The sequence below is a fragment of the Pseudoflavitalea sp. G-6-1-2 genome, assembly GCF_012927185.1.
GTDB lineage: Bacteria > Bacteroidota > Bacteroidia > Chitinophagales > Chitinophagaceae > Pseudobacter.
Map to the genome: position 1 here is coordinate 574,960 of NZ_JABBGB010000001.1, position 24,899 is coordinate 599,858.

A 24,899-nucleotide genomic window follows, 5' to 3' on the forward strand; every position below is an offset into this window, starting at 1 on the left:
CTATCACCGGCTGATTTTTTTTGACCTATACCGTGTTTTTCACGTACCTCACCGGGAGATACACCCTTGCATGCTGCAAAAAGACTTTATAGTTTGGTGCCATTAATTCATTCCTTTAAAAACAAGGTATTATGGCTAACACAATTAACCCCAACGCTGATCAGGACCCTGTAAAACTTCCTCCCGGATTATTGGTGCATCTTAATCCGATCAATCTCGAAGACAATATCGGCAAGTTCAGACCCGAAGACCTCGTGCCCGGTACTCTCAGTATCAAAGTAAAAAAAATCAAAGCTGTAAAAGGACGCGTGAAGTTCACCATCACTTTCGAAACAGACAATGTACAGATCCACACAACCGACTACGAAGTTCCCAAAGAAGAAATGAATCTGCGTGGCGCTATCGATATTCTTCCGGGCGTAGGTGGTCTGCCGCTGCCTGAAGACGACGAAGCAGAATACACTGTTTCCGATCCCGATTCGCTCGAAGTAATTCTCGACAACCCGGATCCCAATAACAATACACTTGGCTGGCAGTTTGATTTTGAGTCAGGAGGTGGTAAGGTTCGTGGTGCAGGTATCTAATCAGGTTCTCAGAAAAAATTGAAAGATAAATTGCCCCCACCTGCATGCATCATTAAATGATTGCAATGGTCCATCATGCTGAGTATACATTTCTCTGATGGCCAGTTGCTCATCAGTTATAGCAAATGCAGGAAAAAAGATCGAAAGGTATAATGGACTTTTAATATTGCTTCTTCCACGTTTTGTTGACGGAGCATAGAGATCCGGCGGGCCCGGCGGCATGTGAAGCGCAGCCATGCATTTTGAACGAACCCGAAAAAACTGATGCATGAGTTGTTGCAGAGCAGCATCCGGGCCCGCCTCTTTTTCCAATTGCTGCATAAAAAAGTGCAGATCGATAAATCCAAATGCACCTGATGGCGTAAGCTCTCCGCAATGTTCACGCGCGCGACGAATGGCAAAGAACAATTCTTCTCTTCCCGGCTCAAAGCAGGGCATCATCCAATCTGTGAGTGCATTCACGCAATTAACAATTTCATCATACGCATGTGTATAGTTGGCGGAAAGACTTACCAGATTGGGATCCTGCTCATCTGCGTATCTATTCTTCCATTCGCTTAGAAATGGTTCTTCATGATATCTTGGGAGAAAGTTTTGCGTAATATTTTCCCCGATTGCCTGCAGCGAAGAATCAGGATCTGCCTCCAGCATCGCAAATAATTTCGCATAGTGTATACCGTAAAAAGTAATGGTAGTCTGCGGAGCAACGATCATGTCTGCAACAGCTCTGAGCATAAAACCGGTTTCCAGCAGCTGCACGTAGCAGCACAAAGGAACCAGTACATCTACCTTTCCGATACTTTGCCGGATGATGTCTGCCAGCTGTTTTGCCGTCATCATTTCAATTCCGCCATCTGCATTTCGCTGTGCAAAGAATCCCATTCCGGCTCCATGTCCTTTCATTATCAGCAGGTGCTTATGTGATGGATCAGCAGTCCCTACGGGTTTTACTATTTCGTTAAAAAATTTCAGCAACGAATGCGAATCAAAGATGTCTGCAGGATAACTATCGATTGTTTTTAAGATGGGTAAGTTGTTGTGAAATGTCAATTCCTTCACTTCAGCTTGTTTCTTCTGCAGATGAAAGTAAAAAAATACATACCTTAATCTGCCGGTCAGACGCTGCTGCAAGATGGATTGTTCCACTTCATCATACACATGATCGTGTATTCCATCGTGAAAAATCACAATAGAAACGGTCCAGGTGCTTATACTACGAGCCATACATGATTTGATTGCTGTTGTTTTGGGAGAGAAAAGAGGAATAGCAATCATCGCCCTTATCCTTTGTTGCCGGTTAACGGCACAGGAAACTGCTTTTGTTCCCATCACCGGATTGAGTGTTGCCAATGGTCTCTCCAGTTCCAATATAAGAAAAATAGTGCAGGACAAATATGGCTTCCTCTGGATTGCCACACAGGATGGATTGAACCGATTCGACGGACGACAAGTTGAAGTGCTCAATGCAGGCAACAAAATTTTTTCGCGCAACCTGCCTGGTCAGGATATCTTCGACATCATCCCCGACTCCACCGGAAATTATCTCTACGCCTTATTTTCATATGAAGGCTTATCAAAAATCGATCTTCGAACGGTGAGCGTTGTAAACAACTACACACACCTTAACGGAAAGGGACAACCGGACTACTGGAACAAATGCCTTGCGCGAAAAGGCAACCTGCTCTACATCGGCACCAACGAAGGAACAGTAATCGGTTTCGATACAAAAAAAGAATCGGAGTTCTTTCGTTTCAGAACAACTGAGCTCTTCGATAAATCATATGCTGTAGACAAAATAAAAGTTACCGAAGAAGGACTGCTCTATCTCTTTCTTTCAGGAAAAGGCATTGTGCTCTACGATCCGGTGCAGAAAAAAATGATCCGGTTCATCAGCACAGCAGAACTCTACCTGAACGAAGATGGGTTTCAGTTTACCGACGTAGCTGAACATGCAGGTCTCTTTTGGATCACCACCAGCATGGGATTGCGATGCCTGGCGCTGCGCACCAATCAGATCCAGTATCCGCGCAAACTGCAGACCACGCCTGCCCTCTGGTTTCTCAATAAATACCTCAGCAGTGTTTCTGTATACAATGGCAAAGTGTTGTACAGCGGAAAAGACGGCTTATTCCAAACCGACTCCACGCTCGACAATCCGGTTCACATCAGGCCTACACGCAGCCATGAGAACCAGGATTTCTTCGAGCTTGCCAACTGCATTTACCAGCAGGGACCGGTGATATGGGTAGGATCGCAATACGGCATCGCGTGGGTGAAAAATCGTTTCTCACCTTTCATGGGACTGAGCAATTCGCTCAATGGAAATGGCAACCGCATCAAACACTCCATGGGACTGTTGCCAATTTCAGATTCAGTGCTCGCAGTGTGTTCAGATGATGCATTGTTCTTTGCCAACCATCGAACCGGTTCATTGGAAAAATTTTCGGTGCCTGATTTTTATATGTCGGTTTTCAAAGTGCCCGGCAATCTTTTTATTGCTTCCGGAGATCAGGGTTTCCAGTTGTTCGATGTTGAAGGAAATTCGCTGTCACTCGAAAAATACTTTCCGGAACTGAAATCCATCAGTCGTGATCTGCTGATCGGCGCTACCAGTTTTGCCGATTCACTGATCTTCATGGCAAGCCAGAATCAGAAAGGATTGCATTGCTGGAATGTTCTACGGGGAACCGTCAGCACCATCAACACGCAAAGCGCAGGTGTGAGATTGCAAAGCAATGTGATCAACCGTCTCTTTGTTGATTCTCGCAAAAGACTGTGGATACTCTGCGATAATGTTATTTCGGTGTACGATGTGCGCAGTAACTCAATGCAGCATATCACGCTTCACGATCCGGTGCAACAGAAACCGCTGAGTGTGATCATGGATATCTGCGAAGCCGCTAATGCATTCTGGCTCGCAGTCTACGGCGTTGGCATCGTTTCATTGAAAGAAGATCTCTCCATCAAAACAATCTACGCACACCGTAACGGCATCAACAATGTTGGTTTGTACAAGCTGATGAAACTTTCAGACAGTACGTTGATGGCCAGCAGCAATAATGGATTGAGTGTACTGAACATCCGTTCGGGAAAGGCCATGAACTATTTTGAAGAAGATGGATTGCATTCCAGCAGCTTCGAAGAAACCAGCGGTGCTGTCTCCGGTAATTTTCTTTTTTTCGGCGGCTTCAACGGATTCACCAGAATTGATCCGAAGAAGATCAGCAGCAGTCCGCCTGCACCGGTCCTGTATTTTTCCACTGCCAGTGTTAGCACAGAGGCCAGTTCTGCAGACACGCTCGATATTTTTATGAAGCACCTGATTATTCCCGAAGATGCTTCACAGGTTACCATTCATTTCTCTGCAGTGAACTTTACAAGCCCGGAGAAAGTACGCTATCAGTACATGCTGAATCCCATCAGCAAACAATGGGAAGATGGCGGGCATGAACCTTTTCTTAACCTGGTGGGCATTGGTCCGGGTACATACACTTTACAGGTAAGAGCCAGCAACGAAGCAGGTGTATGGAGTGAACCTGTTCAACTGGTATTGCAATTTGAGCCGAAGTGGTTTCAGACATGGTGGTTCACAGCCCTGCTGATACTGGTGGGTATTCTTATTGCCTTTGTGTTGTATCGCATGCGCATGCATCAGCTCGCGCGCGAAGAAGGCATCAGAAAAAAACTCTCCAACGATCTGCACGACGATCTCGGCAGTACGCTCAACAGCGTGAAAGTACACGCCAATCTCGCACTGCTCGATCCTCAGAACAACCTGCATCTGCAACGCATCAAAGAAAGCGTACAGCAAGCCATCGTGAGCACCCGCGATCTCATTTGGGTACTCGACGACAAGAAAGATACCGTAGATCATCTGGTAAGCAGACTGATGCAGTTCGCAGAACCGCTCTGCGATTCGCAGGGCATATCACTGAAGAAAGACATCAGCACCGATGCCTGGAATGTAAAGCTGGGAAAAGAAGAGAGAAGAAATCTCTACATGATCATGAAAGAGTCGATCAACAACAGTATCAAATATGCATCCTGCAGTTCCATCATTCTTCAGATGCACTATATCAATAAGCGATTGCACATTACAGTTAGTGATAATGGGAAAGGCTTTGATCCCGCCACAGTAACGCCAGGCAACGGCACTATCAATATCCGGTCGAGAGCCGAAGCGGCAGGCTATCTGTCGAATATTTATTCTGCTCCGGGAAAAGGAACTTCCGTTCAGTTATCCAAACAATGATTACACATGCACAATGCCGTGCTTGATGGCATAAATGGCTAATCCTACACGTGTTTTTATTTTGAGTTTCTCGAAGAGGCTGTCTCTGTATCCGTCGATGGTACGCGGACTAAGATGCATTTTATCTGCAATTTCTTTGTAGGTCATTTCGGAGCAGCTCAGTTTGAGGAACTCCAGTTCGCGGTCGTTGAGGTTAAGCACTTTGCGTGTTGCGCCTTCGTCGTCTGACTGATTGATGGTATGCAGCAGTTTGCCCGTGATCATTTCGGTATAGTAGAAACCTTTGCTGAGAACCGCTTCTATGGCTGATTTCAGCTCAGGAGTATCGGAATCTTTAAGAATATATCCACGTGCTCCGTTTTTCAGCATGCGGATGATAGCGGCTTCATCGTCGTACATGCTGAGTGCAAGCACTTTTACATCCGGACGATTTTGTTTGAGCCATCCGGCAGTTTCGTATCCGTCCATCTGCGGCATGTTGATGTCCATAAGCACTACCTGCGGTTCAATTCCATTCTCCAGTTTCTGGATGAAGTCTTTGCCGTCGCTCGCTTCTATCACTACCTGATGGCCGATATTGCGCACGAGAGCAGCCAGTCCGTTTCGAAGCAGCACATGATCATCTACCAGGCCAACTGTTATATTTTCCGTCATACATTGTTTTTAATGGGTCAAAGGCAGGGTCAGGAAGATGGCCAGCTCACCGTCTGCAGATCCGGAGATTTGCAGATTTGCATTGATCAGTTCGGCCCTGATCTGCATCTGGCGGGCATCATCGGGAAGTACCTCCTGTGCAATGCCCGGCTTAACGGTATGAAGCAACGGATTATTGCTTACTAAAAACCGAACGTCCGATTCGCGCAATTCGGCGCTTGCCAGAATGGGTCTCTTGCCACTCACTTCCACAAAGATAGCCAGCAGTTCCTGTAAAAGTCTGAAGGCAATCAGTTCACTGGCCTGATCGAATCTATCGATTTTTTCGTTTACGGTGAATTCGATTTTACGGTTGTAGATACGGCCGAGGGTTTCCATTTCATGAGCCAGGGCAAAGAGCAATCCTTTGTCTCTGATCTCGGTGATGGTAACGGGCCTTGCCACCTGGCGGAGGTCCTGAATGGCCTTTCCTACCAGCTTCCTCGAAGAAGCAATCGATTTATAGAGGTTATCTTTTTCCAGTGGTGCATGCGAACTCAGCTGCAACTTGGCCAGGCTCAATACCTGACCTACATTGTCAAATATTTCTGCGCTGATCATTTCAAGCTCACGTTCCTGTATTTCGAGTTGCACACGAAGCAGTTCTTCTCCCAACCGGTCACTCTGCTGTTCAATTCCGGATGTCATCATTATCAATGTTTACTAGGGTAGAAACCAGTGAATGGTCTCCATAGCAACGTTAATACCTGATGGGCAGAATTCAACCGGGAAAAACACGGTAATTGATGAAGGGTTAATTCACCGGAGGAGGGTCGTTATCGATCCAGTACTGGCTATATTCATTTTTCCAGTCATGTTTCCAGCGGCGATGGCTCCAGAGCCACATTTCGGGATGTTCGCGAATGGCATTTTCGAGAAAGCGGATATACCTTCGGGTAAGTTCTCCAACGGGAAGCTCTGAAGGATTTTCTGCTCCCACCTCCAGATAAACCCGGTAATAGCCGCGGCGGGTTTTATAGATCTGAGCAAATACAACGGGTATATTGGCAATGCGCGCGCCGTTCTCAGGCCCGCGTACAAAAGGAGTAGGTTTTCCAAAGAAATTGAGCCAGTAGGCATTGGCAGGGCTGCCCGGCGCCTGATCTGCCACCAGCGCAAGTACATAGTTGGTATGCCTGAACGGAACGATAGCTGTTCGCATATTGGTGGCCGGTAACATGGTAGATCCGGTTCTGGTACGAAGATGCATGAACAATCGTTCCATCGCCTTATTCTTGATGGGCATATACACTACCAGAAACTTATGCTTTGTAAAGAAGGGCATCGACACATTCGCCATTTCCCAGTTGAAATTATGACCGAGATGCAACTGGCATTTCCGGCCCTGATCGAGAAAGGTCTCAAATGCTGCGCTATCCAGCTGAAATCTTTTCAGGATCCATTCTTTACTGGCCGACAGCAACTTGATGGTCTCGATGAAATTATCCACGAAGTTTCTGTAGAACTGCTTCGCAATCTTCTTTCTTTCTTTCAGGCTTTTTTCAGGGAAGGCAATAGTGATGTTGTCGAGCACCACTTTTCTTCTGTAACCAATAACATGATATACCAGTGCGGCGAGTATGTCTGCAAAGCCATACAGAAACCACATCGGTAAGAGAGACATGAGATACAGTAATCCGTAAATCAGATAGTACATAATTCAACTAAATTCTTCTGTCAGGTATTTATCCAATTCTTTGCTTCCTGTTCTATATGATGAAGCGTTACCGGAATTTTATACTTGTTTTTGAGATGGCGCGTGAGTGCTTCCGCTGCATATACACTGCGATGCTGGCCTCCTGTACAACCGAAGTTGACGATAAGGTTTTCAAACCCGCGACGCATATAATCTTCTACCGTAATATCCACCACATCGAATACGCTGTTGAGGAAATCGGGCATGCGTGTTTGCTGTTCGAGAAAATCTTTCACTTCTTTGTCCCTTCCCGTCATCACTTTGAATTCCTGCAATCTGCCGGGGTTGAGAATACCTCTGCAATCGAATACAAATCCGCCACCATTACCGCTTTCATCAGTAGGTATTCCTTTTTTGAAGGAGAAGCTGTGAACGCGCACTTTCAATGGCATTTCGGGTGTAGCGGTAAGCGGAGTGAATCGTTCCATCACTTCATCTCCCACACATATGTCGAGCACTTTTCTGAATTCAGGAACTGATATGCCGAGGCTCTGATTTTCGATGAACCAGCGAAGATTGCTCAATGCCTGCGGAATGCTGGTGAGAAACTGCGCTTTTCTTTCGAAGAGGCCGCGGAAACCATATGCACCCAACACCTGCAGCAATCTGATGAGCACATATCCGTTGTACTGGCTTTTGAAAATGCCGCGATCTACCGGTTGTCCGATGATGGTTTCAAATGAATCGATATAATCGTTGAGCAGGTTTTCTTTCCAGGTATCAGGCAGATTTGCCCTGGCCTGCCAGATCATGCTCGCAGCATCGTACTGTGGCGCACCGCGCATGCCACCCTGATAGTCGATGAAATAAACTTTTTCATCGGGCTTCACCAGAATATTGCGGCTCTGGAAATCGCGGAACATGAAATATTTATACTCCGTGTGCGTGAGGTAAGTGCTCAGCGCTTCGAAGTCGTCGATCAGTTTTTGTTTGTCGTATGGTTTGCGAAGCGCATCGAGAAAGTAATATTTGAAATACAGCAGATCGGCCATGATGGCTTGTTTGCCGAATTCCTGATTGGTGAGGCAACGGCTGTAATCCAGCTCCTGATGGCCTTTCACCTGAAGCTCTGCCAGTGAGTGCAGGCTTTTTTTGAACAGCGCATACACATTATCGGTAAGTCCTTCTTCTTCGAGTTTATTGAGCAGACTTGTATCGCCGAGATCTTCCTGCAGGTAAATGGTACGGTCTTCACTCCAGGCAATGATGGCCGGAACCGGCAATCCTTTTTCCCTGAAATGTTCTGAGAAGTACATGAAGGTATCGTTCTCCGGAACATTATTGCCATGTGTGGCAATGCAGGTTCCGCCTTTCAGGTGCAATCTGAAATAGCGGCGGTCTGAACCGGATTGTGGTAATACCTCGATATCCAACGGGGCTTCCCCCATGGAAATGCAGAGTTCTTTTATTGCGTCTATTACGGCGATCATTGGCTTACTGGTATAGCGGCCAAAAATAGTGAAAAAAGGCCCCGGAAGTGCATTTTGGCTGCAATCAGGAGAACAGTTGCTCCGCTTTTCCGACGGAATCCGGCTTGCCTACATCGATGAAACGGCTTCCGCTATGGTCGAATGACCGGATTATATGCTCCGAAGCCAGATTGAGGTAAACATCAACAATGGAGAATTTTCCTTCCTGAACAATCAACGGGAATATGGCCGGACTGATCACATGGATGCCGCTGAATGCTTTCTGATTCACCACAGAAGACACTCTCCGGATCTTCTCTTCGCCGGAAGTAACATTTCTCCATCCGGTAAGTGTATCGTTTTCATCGAACAGAAAATACCGGCTGGTAGAGCGGTTGGTAACAGCCAGTGTGGCAAGAGGAGTATTCTTCCGATGCGATTGCAACATCGCTCCCAGATCGAGATCGGTGAGAATGTCTACATTGATGATCACAATCGGATCGGTTGTATCGCGAAAAAGTGGCGCTGCTTTTTTGAGGCCGCCACCGGTTTCGAGCACAGCATCGCGTTCGTCGCTGATGGTGATATTGCTGCCCCAGCCATTGTTTTGATCGATGGCATGGATGATCTGTTCGGAGAAATGATGCACGTTCACCACCACATCCTTGATGCCGTGCTGCTGCAAATATTCAACATTACGTTGCAGCAACGATTTGCCGTTGATGATCGCCAGCGCCTTGGGATGCTTGTCTGTCCATGGTTTGAAGCGGGTTCCCAGGCCGGCGGCAAAGATCATAGCTGAAGGTGGTCGCATGCAGTTGCAGATTTAATTGCGCAAGATATAGGAAAAAATTACAGTACGATATTCTGCACCAGTCTGCTCTTCGCCGGATAATCGGTATTGTAATGCAGTCCCCTGCTCTCTTTCCTGAACTGTGCACATTTCACAATGAGATAGCTCACGGTGATCATATTGCGCAGTTCGCAGAGTTGCGGAGAAAGCGTGGTTGCCTGATAAAGCAGTTCTGTTTCTTCCCAGAGCAGATCGAGTCTTCGCAGTGCACGTTCGAGACGAACATTGGTTCTTACGATACCCACGTAATCACTCATCACCTGCTGCACTTCTTTGAGGCTCTGCGTAATGAGGATCATCTCTTTGGGATCGGTAGTTCCCTGTGCATTCCAGTCGGGGATCGGAGGAATGGGCTTGCCGTTCGTCTGTTGTGCTGTGCTGTCGAGAAATGCACGATGCGCAAACACCATCGCTTCGAGCAACGAGTTGCTGGCAAGTCGGTTGGCGCCGTGTAATCCTGTACTGGCGCACTCTCCCGCTGCATAGAGATTCCGGATGCTGGTTCTTCCCCAGTCATTTGTTTTGATACCGCCACAACTGTAGTGCGCTGCCGGTACTACAGGGATCATATCTTTTGTAACATCGGTGCCGATAGAGCGGCATTTCTCGTAGATATTCGGGAAGTGCTCAATGAATTTACTGAGAGGGATATGTCTAACGTCTAAGTATACGTGCTCTGTACCGGTGATCTTCATTTCGCTGTCGATGGCGCGGGCTACGATGTCGCGCGGAGCAAGGTCTTTGCGTTCATCATATCTTTCCATGAAGGCTTCGCCTTTATTGTTGCGCAATATGCCGCCATCGCCACGCACCGCTTCGGTGATGAGGAACGATTGCCCGCGTACACCCGGCTCATACAGCGCAGTTGGATGGAACTGAATGAACTCCATGTTCTCGATCCTGCCTTTTGCACGATACACCATCGCTACTCCGTCGCCCGTTGCGATATTGGGATTGGTGGTAGATCTGTACACCTGTCCGTTTCCGCCGGTTGCCAGCAATGTAGTGCCTGCAATGATCTTCTCGATCTGATTGGTGCGCAGGTTCAGCACATACACGCCATAACATTCGATATCGGGAGTTGCTTTGGTAACGAGGTAGCCGAGATGGTGCTGTGTGATGAGATCCACCACAAAGCAATGTTTTACAATTTCTATATTGGAATGTTCGGCCACTGCTGCGAGCAGGGCGCGCTCAATTTCTTTTCCTGTAACATCTTTGTGATGCAGAATGCGGAACTCCGAGTGGCCGCCTTCCTTGCCCAGCTTGAAATCGCCATCGGCTTCTTTATCGAACTGCGTTCCCCATTCGATCATTTCATGAATGCGGTTCACTCCTTCTTTCACTACCACCTCCACTACATTCTTATTGCAGAGGCCATCGCCTGAGATGAGCGTATCTTCTATATGTTTCTCAAAACTGTCGCGCTCAAAATCCGTTACACCGGCAATGCCTCCCTGTGCGTACTTGGTATTGGTTTCGTCGGCACTGGTTTTGGTGATCACTGTAACTTTCCTATCGGGGTATTTGCGGGCGGCCTTCAAAGCGAAGGTGAGCCCGGCAATGCCTGAGCCTATCACTAAATAATCGGTCTGCATACTAATTTTCAATTCGGGCGGTAAAATTATGGGTTATTGCGCGATTGCAGATATTTCCTGCTTCCTGTAACCAGTAACAGCTGAGCCAGGCAATAGGTTGACATTATAAACATGCCAGCGGCAGAAAATGAATGATAGAACTTATCGAAGCCCAGCACAGAGTCTGAAATCACAAAGAGCAGCGCTCCTGTAACGCAGAGTGCGCCTGATAATTGTCTCGGAAAATGAAAGGCGTTGACAGCGGCCAGCAGCATGGTTCCGATCACGGCAGCATACAGCAATACCGGAATTTCCAATGGTCCGGCCCCTTCGCGAAGCAGGTAGAAAAATAGGCCGATATACACCATCACCAGAAATACCAGTACCGGATTCCACGGCCTTCCGGGCTTGTTTTGCTTTTTCACTTTCAGAAAAAAGAGGATATAAAAAATATGTGCAATGAGAAAACTGATCAGTCCTCCGATGAAGTACAACTCGCTTTTTGATGCAAACAGCAGCAGCGTATCTCCTCCGCAGGAGAAGAGCAATGCCAGCTGAATCAATCGCCTTCCTTTCTTGTCTTCTAATGGATACCCGTTGAACCAGAGCAGCAAAAGCAGCATCAGCAAGGGTTTGGTAACATACCGCATTTGCTCGCAGCCCAGTTGGATGGCTGTGAGGTCGGCGATGGCATCCAGCAGAAAAAGCAGGAGCCATAGTCTGTTGAATCTACTTTTAACAGGCTGATCAATATTCAATGCTGTAGGCAAATTTTGCGGGATCGTTTACAATTTCCAGCAGATTGTATTTCAGCGTCACGGTTCTTTTATCGTCCGATACTTTCAGCAGTGGATTGGTTACGTTTTTTACGATACGGGGGAGTTTGAAGTTGGTGGTGTAGGTGATCTCGATGCCCTGTTCGATCATTTTCTTCAGGTCGGATACCATTGGCTTCAGCATGAACTCTTTGAATTTTACGGTATCCACTTTTCTGCTGATGAGGCCGTTGGCAATTTTTACATCGTAAACGCCAACGAGATCACTCATGCCGGCATCATCGGGGTTCGAATTGTTAGCTGGCTTCTGATCAGATTTCCAGAGGCCCGTCATGGTATTGTTCATGATGGTTCCCTGCGACTCCATCAGTTGTTCGAGCTGTCCGGCATTTTGGTATGGGATGCGTACATCGATCTTCAGCAGCTTCTCTTTCATATTGAGTTTCAGCGCTACTTTGCCATCTTTCATCCAGGCGATCTTTGCGCGTTGAGCTTCATCTGCGGAATCGATGATCGACTGCATGGAGATTACCGTATCCATTGGTCTGTCGAGGCCGCTGCTGGTAACTTCTTCATCGCCGATAAAAGCCTGGGCCAGATCGAGCAATTTGCCCATATCCATCCTCGATTCGAAAACTCCTCCGCCATTTTCATTGACTACCACATCTTCATTCACTTCATAACAGGCAGCCAGTACAAATGCAAAGATGAGCACAGAGAGGTATCTCAGGGATTTCAACATTGGGCGAATCATTTTGCACAAGGTAACAGATTTACCCAATACTTGCCTGATACCAGCAGCTAAATGTGAGGGTTTGGCGTGGGCTCATGCGTATCAGTCCCATACCGTTATTGAAGCTGTTTGGCGCCGCACTGAGGTTTTCGATGGCGATGCTTTCGCGGTCGTCGGGTGTGTAGATCTGGAGGTAGGGATACCTGGCATTCACGTAAAAGGCTATCCGGAGCTGGTTTTCAGGATTGTACAGAATGCAGCATGGTGTACCTTCTTCGTTGTCGAGCAGAAAGCAGTTATCGAGATGGCGGCTGCCGAGTTCGGCTCCGTACAGAAAGCTATCGTCAAAAACAGTATTTCCGGTAGGGATCAGTTTTTCATCGAATTCGAGCAAGGTATCCGAACGGAACTGCAGCTGGTACTGATCCACTTTTCCGCCGAGCCTGAAGTAAGGATGCCACCCATCGCTCATGGGAATGAAACCATCCGTAAGATTGGTTACTGTTGTCTCCACCTGCAACGCATTATCCGGATGCAGTGAATACTTCACTTCACACATATAATTGAAGGGAAATCCGGCATCGTCTTTTTTGTATTGATAGCGAAGGCGAACGGCCGCCATATTATCGTCGGCCAGCTGATCTACGAGGTTGAAAGGCTTATTGGCGAGCAGGCCGTGAATAGCAGAGCCATCCTGAAACCTGTTAGCAAATTCATAAGTTATTTCATCAAAACTGTAGGTACCGCCGGGTATCCTGCAGGCAAAGGGAGACAGCTTTGCACTCTTGTATGAAAGATGCAGAAATCGTTCGAGATCAGCCTTTCCTGCGTAATTGTCTATAATATTGATCCGGCGGCCATTAAGAGGTATTTCAAATCCATGAAGAAGGGCGCCGTGGTCTGGTAGTATACTGATTGTTGTGCCAGTTATCTTATCTTGCAATCTGAGAATGTTCAGCTGATCCTCCGTAATCCGGTCGATTCCAAAGCTCATAGTATCTTTATTAAATCGTAGAATTTTTAAATTTAAATCATTTTCACTGATATGCCGATAGTAGAACGTTTGCGTAAAAAATTCCGGGAATTGTATGGACAGGAACCGATCGTAGTAGCAGCACCCGGACGAGTGAACCTGATCGGAGAGCATACAGACTACAACGAAGGTTTTGTATTGCCCGGTGCCGTTGACAAACGCATGTACATTGCCATTGCTTCCGTAGCAGAACCGGCCATCACCATCTACGCCAATCAATTCAAAGAAAGTTACACTTTCAATCCCACAGAAGAACTTCAACCTGTAACCGGCTGGATGAACTATCTGCTCGGTGTAACTCATCATATCAAAGCTGCGGGCAAAACTATCGGTGGCGCACAGGTGCTTATCGATGGCGATATCCCTGTTGGTGCAGGCATGAGCTCATCCGCTGCACTCTGCTCTGCATACGGCTTTGCGCTGAACGAATTGTTCAGTCTCGGACTCACCAGAATGGAACTGGCATTTATCGGACAGAAAACAGAACATACTTTTGTTGGCGTAAAATGCGGCATCATGGATCAGTTCGCCAGTCTTCATGGCAAACGTGGTCATGTGATGAAGCTCGACTGCCGCAATCTCGAATACGAATACATCCCCTTCGAATTTCCCGATCACAAAATTGTACTGGTGAACAGTATGGTGAGCCACTCACTGGCAGGCTCCGAATACAATGTGCGCAGACAACAATGCGAAGAAGGCGTGGGCATTCTCAAGAAATCTTACCCGGCCATCAACTCGCTGCGCGATGTGAGTCTGGAAATGCTGCAGGAACATCATCACGAATTAACACCGGTGGTGTACGACAGATGCTGGTATGTAGTAACGGAAAAAGATCGGCTGCTCAATGGCTGCGAAGCATTGAAACGCGGCGACCTGCAGGCATTCGGCAAACTGATGATCGCCACGCATAACGGCCTCAGCAAACAATACGCTGTAAGCTGCACCCAGCTCGATTTTCTGGCCGAACGTGCCGGATATATCGAAGGTGTGATGGGATCGAGAATGATGGGCGGAGGCTTCGGCGGATGCACCATCAACATCGTTCAGACAGAAGCGGTGGAAGCTTTCACCCATCAGATCCAACGCTCATTCGAAACGCTGTTTCAGGTAACACCCGAAGTGTACGTTACGCAGATCGAAGACGGCACTCATGTAGTGGTGGGAGATGAAGTATATCACTAACAGATTTCATCAAAATACAAATCGGGCGTATCTGAAAAGATGCGCCCGATTTTTTTACTAACCCTGTTTGTTCTATTCTGCTGCTGCGAGCAGTCTGTTATTCATGCCTGCACTTTTGAAGAGTTCATATACTGCTTCGGTTGTTTCTTCTTCCAGCACATCGAATTTTTTGAAGATGGCCATCATCATTTCCAGCGCTGCTGCGCCATTGGCTGTGATGATATGCTCGTCACTAACACAAGGCTCGTTTCTGTAATGCGCGGCGCCATTGTAATCAGGAGCCAGCTCTTTCAGATATTCGGCGCCATTGCTGGTATGCGGAATATGATCGAGAAAGCCATGATTGGCCAGCATTACCGTAGCTCCGCAAATTGCTGCCACTGTTTTGCCCGCATGCACAAACGATTCTACCAGCATGGTCAGCTCCTGAAAATCGCCATTCTCCCATGCTTCGCCTCCGGGCAGAAAAAGCAGATCGATCTTCTTCGGATCCACATCGGCCAGTGAATGATCCGGTTCTATTCTAATGTCTCCCATGGATGTTACCGGATGTCCATCCAGTGAAAATGTACGGATCATGAAATCTGAATATTTGTTGAGATGCGCTACTGTGTATGCTGCCTCCCAATCTGCATAGCCGTTAAATACGAACAGATAACATATTCTCTTTTTCATGATTATTGTATTTGAGGTGGTTTCAAAATGTGTTCAGCCTATACCAGTCCCATTTGTACGGACGTGATATTGTTCTCAGGATTTTCAAAGTCGATATTCACATAGATCTCGCGGCATTCATCGTTGATGGGAATCCGTCGGTCGTCGATGTACTTGAACAGTTGTCCGTATACACCAGCAAGGCCATCCCATGTGCCGAGATGCTCATGCACCAACGCTTTGAATGCAGGCAGTTCTTTTACTTTGAACTTGTCCGAGACAACTTTTCCCTGAATCGGCAGGGCAATTTCAAGCGTGAATTCAGTATCGGGTTTGCCATCTGCTCCGCGATAGATCCAGTAAACAGGACCGCTCACCAGCACCTGTTGATTAACAGCCTCGATCTGCAGGTCTTTGATGGTAGTACCAATGTACTGGTGCAGGGTGTTCAGGGTTGTACGGAACGATCCGTAAAGAACGGTTACCGTGGGGTGAGTCTTAATTTCCATGCTTTTTGCGTTTGTTTACACAAATAAACAATGGGGTAGTGACAGCCCTATGTCAGCAGGAAGTCACAGAATCGATAAAATCTTCGCTGTTAGCCCAGATAATGCTGGTGAAGCTCCTGTGTGAGGGAGGCCATTTTGTCTTTCAGCTCCTGCGGAGATTCAACTTTTACGCTGTTGGTGTAAGTGAGCAGCCAGCGGCCGAAGTATTCGAGGTGTTCGGTCATGAAGATCATGCGGGAGCAATCGTCATTCACCGGTTCTTCTTTTACGAAGCCGTAGTAGTAGCGGCTGTTCTTGATGTATTTGGCGGTGTCGTTATTCATGGTGATCACCACTTCAAGCATTTCCCTGCTTTCTGTTCGCAGCTTTTCGATGTAACTGTGGAGCGTGGGATGTTTGTCGGCTTCGAAGCTTTCGTCTTTTACCTGAAGGCGCTGAATGCGGCTCACCCTGAAATCGCGGTAACCCTTGCGCAGCCTGCACCAGCCGATGAGGTGCCAGTACATGCTGTAGTACCAGAGACCGATCGGTTCTACAATTCTTTCAGACAGTTCTTCTTTACCTCCGGAATGATACCTGATGAAGATGGCTTTCTTTTCAACGATAGCCTGCTGCAATGCAGAGAGATGCGATTCGGCTTCTTCATCGGGCACCCGCATTCTCAGCACTTCGATATTGTTGGTGAGATGATCCAGATTCTCTTTATCGGTGGTTCTCAGAACGGCCTTGATCTTGAACAATGCCTCGGCAAAATGTTTGCGAACAGAGCCGTCTGTGAGTTTCTCAGCGAGCTTGCCGCCAAGGAGCAGCGCATTGGCTTCCTGCTGGCTGAACATCACCGGAGGAAGGCGATATCCTTCCATGATGGTATAGCCGGTACCAGCCTCTCCAATAACGGGAACACCACTTTCGTCCAATGCTTTCACATCGCGGTAAACCGTGCGCAGACTGATGTTGAAGCGATCCGCAATTTCCTGTGCGGTTACCCTTCGTTTGCTTTGAAGGTGAGTGAGAATGGCGTGGAGTCGGTCTATCCTGTTCACAACAATAGTTTATGCAGGCACTAAATTACTACTATGAAATTGTTTACCCGCTCTTTTTACTACTTTTATCCCTCCAAATCCTGAACAGGATTATACATTCAACATAGTTTATGATACAATCGGTTTGTGTTTGCGGTGCAGGTACCATGGGAAGAGGCATTGCCCAGGTAGCGGCCCGGTATGGATTTCATACCATTTTATTCGACGTGAACAAAGACACGCTGAGCCAGGCCAATGAAGCATTGCAGAAAGATCTGCAGATGCTGGTAGATAAAAACAAACTCACGGCAGCACAACAGAAAAGCATACTGGATCATATCCGGTTCACCAATGAGATCAACGACTGCATAGCAGACATCGTTATCGAAGCCATCGTTGAAAAGTTGCCGGTGAAAGTGGCGCTGTTCAATCAGCTGGCAGAAGTGAATCACAGTGAAACCATTTTCGCCACCAATACTTCTTCGCTTTCAGTAACGGAGATCGCTGCACAGGTGATTCATCCCGAAAGAGTAGCAGGCATGCACTTCTTCAATCCGGCGCCATTGATGAAACTGGTTGAAGTAGTGGCCACCCCTCAAACCAATGCACAAACCATCGATGCAGTGGTGCAACTCACAAAGCAACTGGAAAAAACACCAGTGCTCTGCAATGATGCCCCCGGCTTTATTGTAAATCACGTAGCCCGACCTTATTACCTCGAAGCGCTCTATCTGGCCGAACAGCAACTCAGCAGCATCGAAACCATCGATACATTGCTGGAAGCTACCGGCTTCAAAATGGGCCCCTTTAAACTGATGGACCTTATCGGAAACGACATCAATTATGCAGTAAGCTGCTCTGTATATGATCAGTTGGGACAGCCATTGCGCCTCCGCCCTTCTCCCCTTCAGCAGGAGAAAGTGAATACCGGAGCCCTGGGAAGGAAAACTAAAAAAGGTTACTATCAATACAGCTGACAGGCATTGTTCAGTTTATAAACAATATCCATTTGTCTACAATTTTCGTCACCGGCGGAACAGGTTTTCTGGGCGCCTACATCATTAAAGAACTGGTACAGCAAGGCTACAAGGTTCGCGCGCTCAGAAGAGGACCGAAAGCCCCTGCCTTCATCCCCGCTTCCATACTCGAAAAAGTGGAATGGGTAGAAGGAGATGTTCTCGATGTGATATCGCTCAGCGAAGCCATGGAAGGAGCAGATATGGTGATCCATTCAGCCGCCGTAGTGTCGTTCGATCCTGCCGGACAAATGAATATGTACCTGGTTAATATCGAGGGCACTTCAAACATGGTTAATATTGCCCTGGAGAAAAATATCAGCCGTTTTGTGTACATTAGTTCTGTTGCCGCTCTTGGAAGAACCACCAAAGAATCGCATGTAACGGAAGAAAAAAAGTGGACGAGAAACAAAGCCAATACTGCCTATGCCATCAGCAAGCATTTTGCAGAAATGGAAGTATGGAGAGGAATGGGAGAAGGATTGGATGTAGTGGTGCTGAACCCCAGCACCATACTCGGTTATGGCGACTGGAACCAGAGCAGCTGCGCTATTTTCAAAACGGTTTATGAAGAGTTTCCCTGGTATCCCGGAGGTATCAACGGATTTGTGGATGTGGAAGATGTAGCGCGTGCCGCCGTTCAGCTGATGGAAAGTGAAGTATCCAATCAGCGGTTCATTGTTTCGGGAGAGAACTGGCCACTTCGACAGCTGATGAACACCATCGCCGACGGCTTTCAAAAAAAGAGACCGGCCAAACATGCCACGCCTTTTTTACTGAATATCGCCTGGAGGCTGGAAGCACTCAAAGCGAAGTTCTCCGGGAAAAAGCCACTGCTCACCAAACAAAGTGCGCGTGTAGCAAAAAGCAAAACCTATTTCGATAATACAAAGCTGCTGAACACATTGCCCGGCTTCAGCTTTACACCACTTGAACAGAGCATCGGAAATGCATGCCGGCAATACCTGAAGCAGCACCCAGGATCCTGAAACCAGCTACTATGAAAAAGTTGATACCCTTCCTCGCAGCAGTACTGATGCAGTACAGCAGTCTTGCTCAGGAAAAAACCTTTACCCTGCTTGGGAAAGTAACAGACTCCGCCACACAACAGGTTATGGCAGGCGCATCGGCCTATTGCCAGAATACCACACAGGGCACCGTTACCAACAGCAACGGCCTTTTCTTTCTCCGCCTTCCCAATGGCGGCTACGATCTCGTGATCTCCTACATGGGCTATGAGAAAAAAGTGATCCGCATCAGCAACAGCAACATTACTTCAGACACACTGCATATTTCACTGGTGAAGCAGGAGCAGTCCCTTACCGAAGTAGCCGTTGTTGCCAGCAGTGAACTGAAAGATGGATGGGACCGGTATGGAAAATTCTTTGTCGAGCATTTCATTGGCACATCTCCCAATGCAGCACAATGCATCATCCGCAATCCCGAAGCGCTCCGTTTCTTCTACACCAAAAAAAGAAACAGGCTGAGAGTAACTGCAAAGGAAGATATTCAGATCACCAATGCGGCACTGGGTTACAATATCCGTTATCAGCTGGATTCTTTCAGTTACGATTTCAATACCAATATCAGTCAGTATACAGGTTATCCGCTCTTTCAGGAGATCGATACAACCGCAGCAGTGAAAGCAGAATACCAGAAGAACCGGGCGCGCACGTATCTCGGCAGCCGTCTGCATTTCATGCGTACCCTGTTCGACAGCGCTGTTACAGATGAAGGGTTTGTAGTGGAGAAGATGGAGGATGATCCTAAAAGCGCCAAAGGCACTGTGATCAAAGACCTGTACAACGAAGAACTCTACGAGTCCGACAGCAGTGATGTACTCATCAACTGGAAAGGCCGTTACCGGATCACCTACAAACTGGTGCATCCCGAAAAAAGATATCTGCAGGATTACAAACTTCCGGAAACTATAAAAATGCAGGCATCCCTGCTGGATGTTGCCGACGGATTCATCATCGAAGAGAATGGCTATTTCTACGATCAGCAATCAGTGATCAGCACCGGATACTGGGCATGGAAACTTCTTGCAGAATTGCTTCCATACGATTACGAATACCAATGAGCAGCAGCCCTGCCCATTAATCATTAACCTTATGATCAGGAGTATCATTATTGACGACGAACCAAACAGCGTGGAAGCCCTCCACGAAATGCTTAACAGGTACTGCACCAATGTACAGGTGATGGGCACTACAGACAATATCCGTACTGCCCGCGACCTCATCAATCTGCACAAACCCGATCTGGTTTTTCTCGACATCGAAATGCCTTTCGGCAACGCATTTGAATTGCTGAACAATTTCCCGGCCGTAACATTCGAAGTGGTGTTTGTTACAGCCTTCGATAACTATGCGCTGAATGCCATCAAGTTTTCTGCACTCGACTATCTGCTGAAACCGGTTAACATCAAAGAACTGCAGCAGGCGATTAAAAAAGCAGAAGAAAAAATTCAGGCCAAGAATATCACCAGCCGCATAGACAACCTGTTGTTCAATCTGAAGCAACCGGTTAACAGCAGCAAAAGGCTGGCGCTGCCTACATTTGAAGGATTGATCTTTCTCGACACAGACGATTTTGTAAGGCTCGAAGCCAGCAACAACTACACGTTCATTTTTCTGAAAGACAAAACAAAAACAGTTGTATCGCGCCCGCTCAAAGAATTTGAATCGCTGCTCGACATGACCAATTTCTCGCGCGTGCATCACTCACATATCATCAATCACAACTTCATCAAAAAATATCATCGCGGCCGCGGAGGATATGTGGAGATGGAAGATGGAAGCTCCATCGAAGTAAGCACCCGGAAGAAAGAAGAATTCCTCGCGAAATTTATCTGATCAAACAACCCATGCACATGCTGCGTCTGCTCATCGCATTTTTGTTTTTGCTTGCCTGCAACCTGCTTCAGGCGCAGGAATACAACTACAAGCAATTCACTGTACGCGATGGCCTTCCCAGCAACACCATTTATGATATCAAACAGGATTATGAAGGGTATATTTGGTTCGCAACAGACGCAGGGTTAAGCCGGTTCGATGGAAGAAAGTTTGTAAACTACAGCTCACAGGACGGGTTGCCTACGGCAGAAATCCTGCAACTGCTGCCGGATATCAAAGGAAGGCTCTGGATAATATCTCTCCGCAACTTCCTCTCTTATTATTACAAAGGGAAATTCTATACCCCGGAAAATGACAGCCTGTTGAAAAAGCTCGTATTCAAGGGCACCATAGGGTCGATATCGGAAAACAGTCTGGGCGAAATTGTGATGACAAGCACTCGCGGCGACCATAAGTATTTTATCGGCGCAGATAACACTGTAACTGATATTTCGGAGCTTATCGAAAAAAAAATAGGTCCTGGTATAGCTTTGTCCACTTCAAGAGCTTTTAGGCCCAAATCCCATTTCTTCTTCAATTATGACGACTCCATCCATAACAATGAGAAAGTATTTTCCAGCTCCCAACTCCTTTTGGAAGATGGCAAGCTAACCTTGTGGCTCAAAACCAAATTCTATCCCAAAAAGAAATATCTGGTACGGTTCGAAGAAGTTAACGGGAAAATCAGGAAGATCGATTCGGTACAAAAACCAGAGTTCAAGAAGGATTTCCAGACTGTGGTAACCAGACCAGACAAAGAAATGATCTTTCTCCCTCCAACTGATTTAGTGCTCACTACGCAATCGGGATGTAAGACCTGTTTCACCCCCATCCTGTTAGGCAGCAACGGAGGAACGCTGCTGGTCGACACGCTTAATTATATTTATTCAGACTTGCTGCTTCCCGGAAAAAACTGCAGCAGATCTCTGCAGGATGATGAAAAGAACATATGGTTGGGAACACTTGGGGAAGGTGTTTTTTTGCTTCCTTCCCGCGAATACAAAACACGGAAACTTTACAAAGAAGATGCTGAAATTAATTCAATCAATTCCGATGGAAATACCATTTATGCAGGCGGAAATTACGGGAGACTGCACTTTCTGGAAAATAACAACACCAGCACTGTAAGTTTTCATCACCTGATAAAATTATCCAACAACAAAACGGGCGTTAACCGTTTACTGCAGATTACCAAAATGGGGGCAGATCTGCTGCTCAGCTTCGACGGATTCATGCTCAAGTATAACCCCACCACAAAAAAAACGGTGTTTGGCAGACTCGATGTGCTCAAATCTATTCAGCCTTTGAACAAAGACACATTGCTGGTGGCAACCGGCAGAGGCGGCTTTCTGGTGAACAGTAATACGCTTAAAGTGATCGACACCATTTTCAGGTTCAGAACGTATGCAGCCATCGAGGCCAATAATGCGTGGTATATCGGAGCATCCAGCGGCTTACATAAAATTAACAGAAACAGGAGCACCTGGTATATGGGAACTGCTATCCCACCACTGAACAATATCATCTCCCAAATTGTGCAATCCTCCGATGGCAGCCTTTGGATAAGTACACTCGGCGGAGGAGTGGTTCAATTGAAGAATGATACGCTCGCCAATCATTTCACACTCGCGAATGGATTAACCAGCAACAACTGCAAAGCCCTGTATGCAGATGGAAGGTTTGTATGGGTTGGAACAGAAAAGGGCCTGAACCGCATCGATCAGCTGCACCCTGAAAAACCCATTCTCCACTACACTTCCGCAGACGGCTTAGCCAATAATGATATTCACGCTGTGTACACAAAAGATAAGATAGTGTATGTGGGCTCTATTGAAGGCCTTACCAGCTTCGATTCCACTAAAGTAACTTCAGCTTCTGTCTGTTATCTCAATATGCAGCAGGTGCAGGTAGGCAAGCAAATAAAAAGTATCGACAGCCTTTCGGAGATCAGTTACAAAGAAAACGATTTCCGATTCGATTATACCGGCATCTCATTCAGATCGCTGGATGAGATCACCTACTTCTATCGTCTTATCGGATTGAAAGATACCTGGGACAGTACCCGGAATACTTCGCTCTCCTTTCTGGCACTGCCACCCGGCAGATATCAGCTGCAATTGTTTGCTGTAAACAAGTTCGGCGTCAACAGCAAAACCATCAGCATTCCATTTTACATCAAACCGCCTTTCTGGGCAACCTGGTGGTTCAGAATATTGATAGCCTGCTCGATCGTTGGATTGGTTTGGTGGCTGATCGTTCGCCGCATCAAACAGGAGCAGGCAAAAGCCGCCACGCAAAACAGGATCAACGAACTGGAGCAGCAGGCGCTTCGCTCTCAGATGAATCCGCATTTCATTTTCAACTGCCTCAACTCCATTCAGAATTTTCTGCTGCACAACGATTTTGAGAAAACCAACGAATACCTCACTTCATTTGCGCACCTGATCCGGCAGACGCTCGATAACTCCAGCAGGGAGAGCATCAGTCTTGCGAGCGAGATACGATACCTCAACAGTTATCTCGATCTGGAGAGTATGCGGTTTGCACATTCATTTCAACATGCCATCAGTATCGATCCGTCGATCGATGCAGACAATATGCATATCCCTCCCATGATTCTGCAGCCGTATGTGGAGAACAGCATTCGTCACGGACTTCGCTACAGGCAGGAAGGGATCGGATCTGTGAAGGTAAAGTTCGAGCGCAGAGGCAATACGCTGCTCTGCATAGTGGAAGACAATGGAGTTGGAAGAAAGAAAGCAGGTGAACTGAAATCTTTCATGCATGTGGAGTATCAGTCGAAGGGAATGCGGTTGACCGCCGAACGCATCGAAGCAATGAACCGTCGTCAGGAAACTCCTATCACGGTAGATGTGATAGATCTCTCGGAGGCCGGAAATTCAACCGGCACCCAGGTGATCGTTCGCTTTCCAAACGTATTCCTGTAGTGCCGGTATAGCTGTGATGAATCAGTTATTTCGATTTCAGTTTCTCCCAGATCTCAGGAATGCGTTTTATCCAGATCAGTTCTTTCTTCTTCAGCATGGCATCGTCCGTTGGTGTACCCAGATAAATCTTGCCTCCTTCGAGATTGCCCGGTACTCCGCTTTGTGCAAGCACAACGGCATTGTCTCCGATGGTGAGCGTTTTTGATACGCCTACCTGTCCCCAGAGAATTACACCCGATCCGATCTCAACAGCGCCTGCTACTCCAACCTGCGCAGCAAAGAGACAGTTAGGCCCGATAATGGAATCGTGACCGATATGCACCTGATTATCCATCTTGGTGCCGCGGCCGATGCGCGTATCGTGACTCACACCTCTGTCGATGGTGCAACCTGCACCCAGCTCAACATCATCCTCGATCACTACTCTGCCACCGCTTTCCATTTTCTTATACCATACATCGCGGTCTTTTTTGGTGTTGTAGTAAAACGCATCCGATCCGATGATGGTGCCGGATTGAATGATCACGTTATTGCCGATCACACAATGATCCATGATGGTAACATTCGGATGAATGCGGCAATTGGTTCCGATGGTAACATGATTGCCGATGAAAGTACCCGGCGCAATCCACGATCCTTCGCCGATTACAGCAGACTCACTTATCATGTTGGTGGATGGAACGAAGGGGCGGAAATGTTTTACGATGGTCTGATACGCTTCAAAAGGCTGATCGGTTATCAGCAGCGCTTTCTCAGGAGGGAAGCTGGTTTCTTTATTGATGATGATGAACGATGCAGCTGAGTTGATGCACTTCTCGTAGTATTTCGGATGATCTACAAATACCAGATCGCCTGGCTCTACTCTGTGTATCTCGTTGATACCAGTTGCGGATGCAGCAGTATTGCCTGTCAGTTTTGCGCCGATCAGATCAGCTATCCATTGCAATGATACCGGTGATGGGAATTTCATATCGGGAATTTGCGCAAAAGTACAACTCGTTTTGAATGATGCAGCAAAAGAAGTGCAGAGTAAAACATAGCTGCGCGTTGTATTTCATCGAA

Annotated in this window: 22 protein-coding genes; 8 read left to right on the plus strand and 14 right to left on the minus strand. The window is 47.1% G+C overall.

The window, feature by feature from the left end:
* Positions 1-131 precede the first annotated feature (131 nt).
* Positions 132-584: a hypothetical protein gene (locus tag HHL16_RS02335; protein WP_169423533.1), complete on the plus strand. Its 453-nt coding sequence runs from the start codon at positions 132-134 to the stop codon at positions 582-584.
* Here HHL16_RS02335 and HHL16_RS02340 read toward each other — a convergent pair whose 3' ends face one another.
* A complete protein-coding gene (locus HHL16_RS02340; protein WP_169423534.1) occupies positions 585-1,808 on the minus strand; it encodes a clostripain-related cysteine peptidase in 1,224 nt (407 codons plus the stop codon). It lies immediately after the preceding gene.
* On the opposite strand from HHL16_RS02340, the gene HHL16_RS02345 reads away from it, so the two are divergent.
* Positions 1,789-4,836 (plus strand): two-component regulator propeller domain-containing protein, encoded by a 3,048-nt coding sequence (locus HHL16_RS02345; RefSeq protein ID WP_169423535.1) that lies wholly within the window; start codon positions 1,789-1,791, stop codon positions 4,834-4,836. The two genes, HHL16_RS02340 and HHL16_RS02345, sit on opposite strands and share 20 nt — an antisense overlap.
* Here HHL16_RS02345 and HHL16_RS02350 read toward each other — a convergent pair whose 3' ends face one another.
* The 9 genes from HHL16_RS02350 to HHL16_RS02390 all read right to left on the minus strand — a co-directional run bounded on the left by HHL16_RS02350 (position 4,837) and on the right by HHL16_RS02390 (position 13,567).
* Positions 4,837-5,490, minus strand: a complete 654-nt coding sequence (locus HHL16_RS02350) for a response regulator transcription factor (protein WP_169423536.1) — start codon at positions 5,488-5,490, stop codon at positions 4,837-4,839. It lies immediately after the preceding gene.
* A 9-nt stretch (positions 5,491-5,499) separates the two neighbouring features.
* On the minus strand, positions 5,500-6,180 hold the full coding sequence (locus HHL16_RS02355) for a histidine kinase (protein WP_169423537.1): 681 nt from the start codon (positions 6,178-6,180) through the stop codon (positions 5,500-5,502).
* Positions 6,181-6,283: 103 nt separating this feature from the next.
* Entirely contained in the window at positions 6,284-7,186 is a 903-nt protein-coding gene (locus HHL16_RS02360) for a lysophospholipid acyltransferase family protein (RefSeq protein ID WP_169423538.1), read from the minus strand.
* 20 nt (positions 7,187-7,206) lie between these two features.
* The gene (locus HHL16_RS02365; protein ID WP_169423539.1) at positions 7,207-8,655 is read right to left on the minus strand and encodes an RNase adapter RapZ; all 1,449 of its coding nucleotides are present in this window, start codon (positions 8,653-8,655) and stop codon (positions 7,207-7,209) included.
* Between the two features lie 64 nt (positions 8,656-8,719).
* On the minus strand, positions 8,720-9,448 hold the full coding sequence (locus HHL16_RS02370; RefSeq protein ID WP_169423540.1) for a nucleotidyltransferase family protein: 729 nt from the start codon (positions 9,446-9,448) through the stop codon (positions 8,720-8,722).
* Between the two features lie 38 nt (positions 9,449-9,486).
* Positions 9,487-11,085, minus strand: a complete 1,599-nt coding sequence (nadB, locus tag HHL16_RS02375; RefSeq protein ID WP_169423541.1) for an L-aspartate oxidase — start codon at positions 11,083-11,085, stop codon at positions 9,487-9,489.
* Positions 11,086-11,111: 26 nt separating this feature from the next.
* Entirely contained in the window at positions 11,112-11,822 is a 711-nt protein-coding gene (locus HHL16_RS02380) for a lysoplasmalogenase (RefSeq protein ID WP_169423542.1), read from the minus strand.
* Positions 11,812-12,582 carry a hypothetical protein gene (locus HHL16_RS02385; RefSeq protein ID WP_169423543.1) on the minus strand — a complete coding sequence of 257 codons (771 nt, stop codon included), beginning with the start codon at positions 12,580-12,582 and terminating at the stop codon, positions 11,812-11,814. The genes HHL16_RS02380 and HHL16_RS02385 overlap by 11 nt, the downstream gene beginning before the upstream one ends.
* A gap of 31 nt (positions 12,583-12,613) precedes the next feature.
* A complete protein-coding gene (locus HHL16_RS02390; RefSeq protein WP_169423544.1) occupies positions 12,614-13,567 on the minus strand; it encodes an aldose 1-epimerase in 954 nt (317 codons plus the stop codon).
* Between the two features lie 51 nt (positions 13,568-13,618).
* Between HHL16_RS02390 and galK the strand changes: the two genes are divergently transcribed.
* Positions 13,619-14,791, plus strand: a complete 1,173-nt coding sequence (gene galK, locus HHL16_RS02395; RefSeq protein WP_206022226.1) for a galactokinase — start codon at positions 13,619-13,621, stop codon at positions 14,789-14,791.
* A 72-nt stretch (positions 14,792-14,863) separates the two neighbouring features.
* Here the strand turns inward: galK and HHL16_RS02400 are convergent, their stop codons facing one another.
* From HHL16_RS02400 to HHL16_RS25280, 3 genes are all read right to left on the minus strand, one after another.
* A complete protein-coding gene (locus HHL16_RS02400) occupies positions 14,864-15,466 on the minus strand; it encodes a type 1 glutamine amidotransferase family protein (RefSeq protein WP_169423545.1) in 603 nt (200 codons plus the stop codon).
* A 38-nt stretch (positions 15,467-15,504) separates the two neighbouring features.
* Positions 15,505-15,954, minus strand: coding sequence for a GyrI-like domain-containing protein (locus HHL16_RS02405; protein WP_169423546.1), 450 nt, complete (start codon positions 15,952-15,954; stop codon positions 15,505-15,507).
* An 89-nt stretch (positions 15,955-16,043) separates the two neighbouring features.
* On the minus strand, positions 16,044-16,997 hold the full coding sequence (locus HHL16_RS25280) for a YafY family protein (protein WP_169423547.1): 954 nt from the start codon (positions 16,995-16,997) through the stop codon (positions 16,044-16,046).
* A 110-nt stretch (positions 16,998-17,107) separates the two neighbouring features.
* Between HHL16_RS25280 and HHL16_RS02415 the strand changes: the two genes are divergently transcribed.
* The 5 genes from HHL16_RS02415 to HHL16_RS02435 are packed head-to-tail and all read left to right on the plus strand — an operon-like array spanning position 17,108 to position 23,837.
* The gene (locus HHL16_RS02415) at positions 17,108-17,953 is read left to right on the plus strand and encodes a 3-hydroxyacyl-CoA dehydrogenase NAD-binding domain-containing protein (protein WP_169423548.1); all 846 of its coding nucleotides are present in this window, start codon (positions 17,108-17,110) and stop codon (positions 17,951-17,953) included.
* Positions 17,954-17,985: 32 nt separating this feature from the next.
* Positions 17,986-18,981 carry an NAD-dependent epimerase/dehydratase family protein gene (locus HHL16_RS02420; RefSeq protein WP_169423549.1) on the plus strand — a complete coding sequence of 332 codons (996 nt, stop codon included), beginning with the start codon at positions 17,986-17,988 and terminating at the stop codon, positions 18,979-18,981.
* Between the two features lie 11 nt (positions 18,982-18,992).
* On the plus strand, positions 18,993-20,075 hold the full coding sequence (locus tag HHL16_RS02425; RefSeq protein ID WP_169423550.1) for a carboxypeptidase-like regulatory domain-containing protein: 1,083 nt from the start codon (positions 18,993-18,995) through the stop codon (positions 20,073-20,075).
* A gap of 31 nt (positions 20,076-20,106) precedes the next feature.
* The gene (locus HHL16_RS02430) at positions 20,107-20,850 is read left to right on the plus strand and encodes a LytTR family DNA-binding domain-containing protein (RefSeq protein ID WP_169423551.1); all 744 of its coding nucleotides are present in this window, start codon (positions 20,107-20,109) and stop codon (positions 20,848-20,850) included.
* A 17-nt stretch (positions 20,851-20,867) separates the two neighbouring features.
* Complete coding sequence (locus tag HHL16_RS02435; protein ID WP_169423552.1) at positions 20,868-23,837, plus strand: histidine kinase; 2,970 nt, start codon at positions 20,868-20,870, stop codon at positions 23,835-23,837.
* A 25-nt stretch (positions 23,838-23,862) separates the two neighbouring features.
* Here HHL16_RS02435 and HHL16_RS02440 read toward each other — a convergent pair whose 3' ends face one another.
* Complete coding sequence (locus tag HHL16_RS02440) at positions 23,863-24,807, minus strand: UDP-3-O-(3-hydroxymyristoyl)glucosamine N-acyltransferase (RefSeq protein WP_169423553.1); 945 nt, start codon at positions 24,805-24,807, stop codon at positions 23,863-23,865.
* Positions 24,808-24,899: the final 92 nt, after the last annotated feature.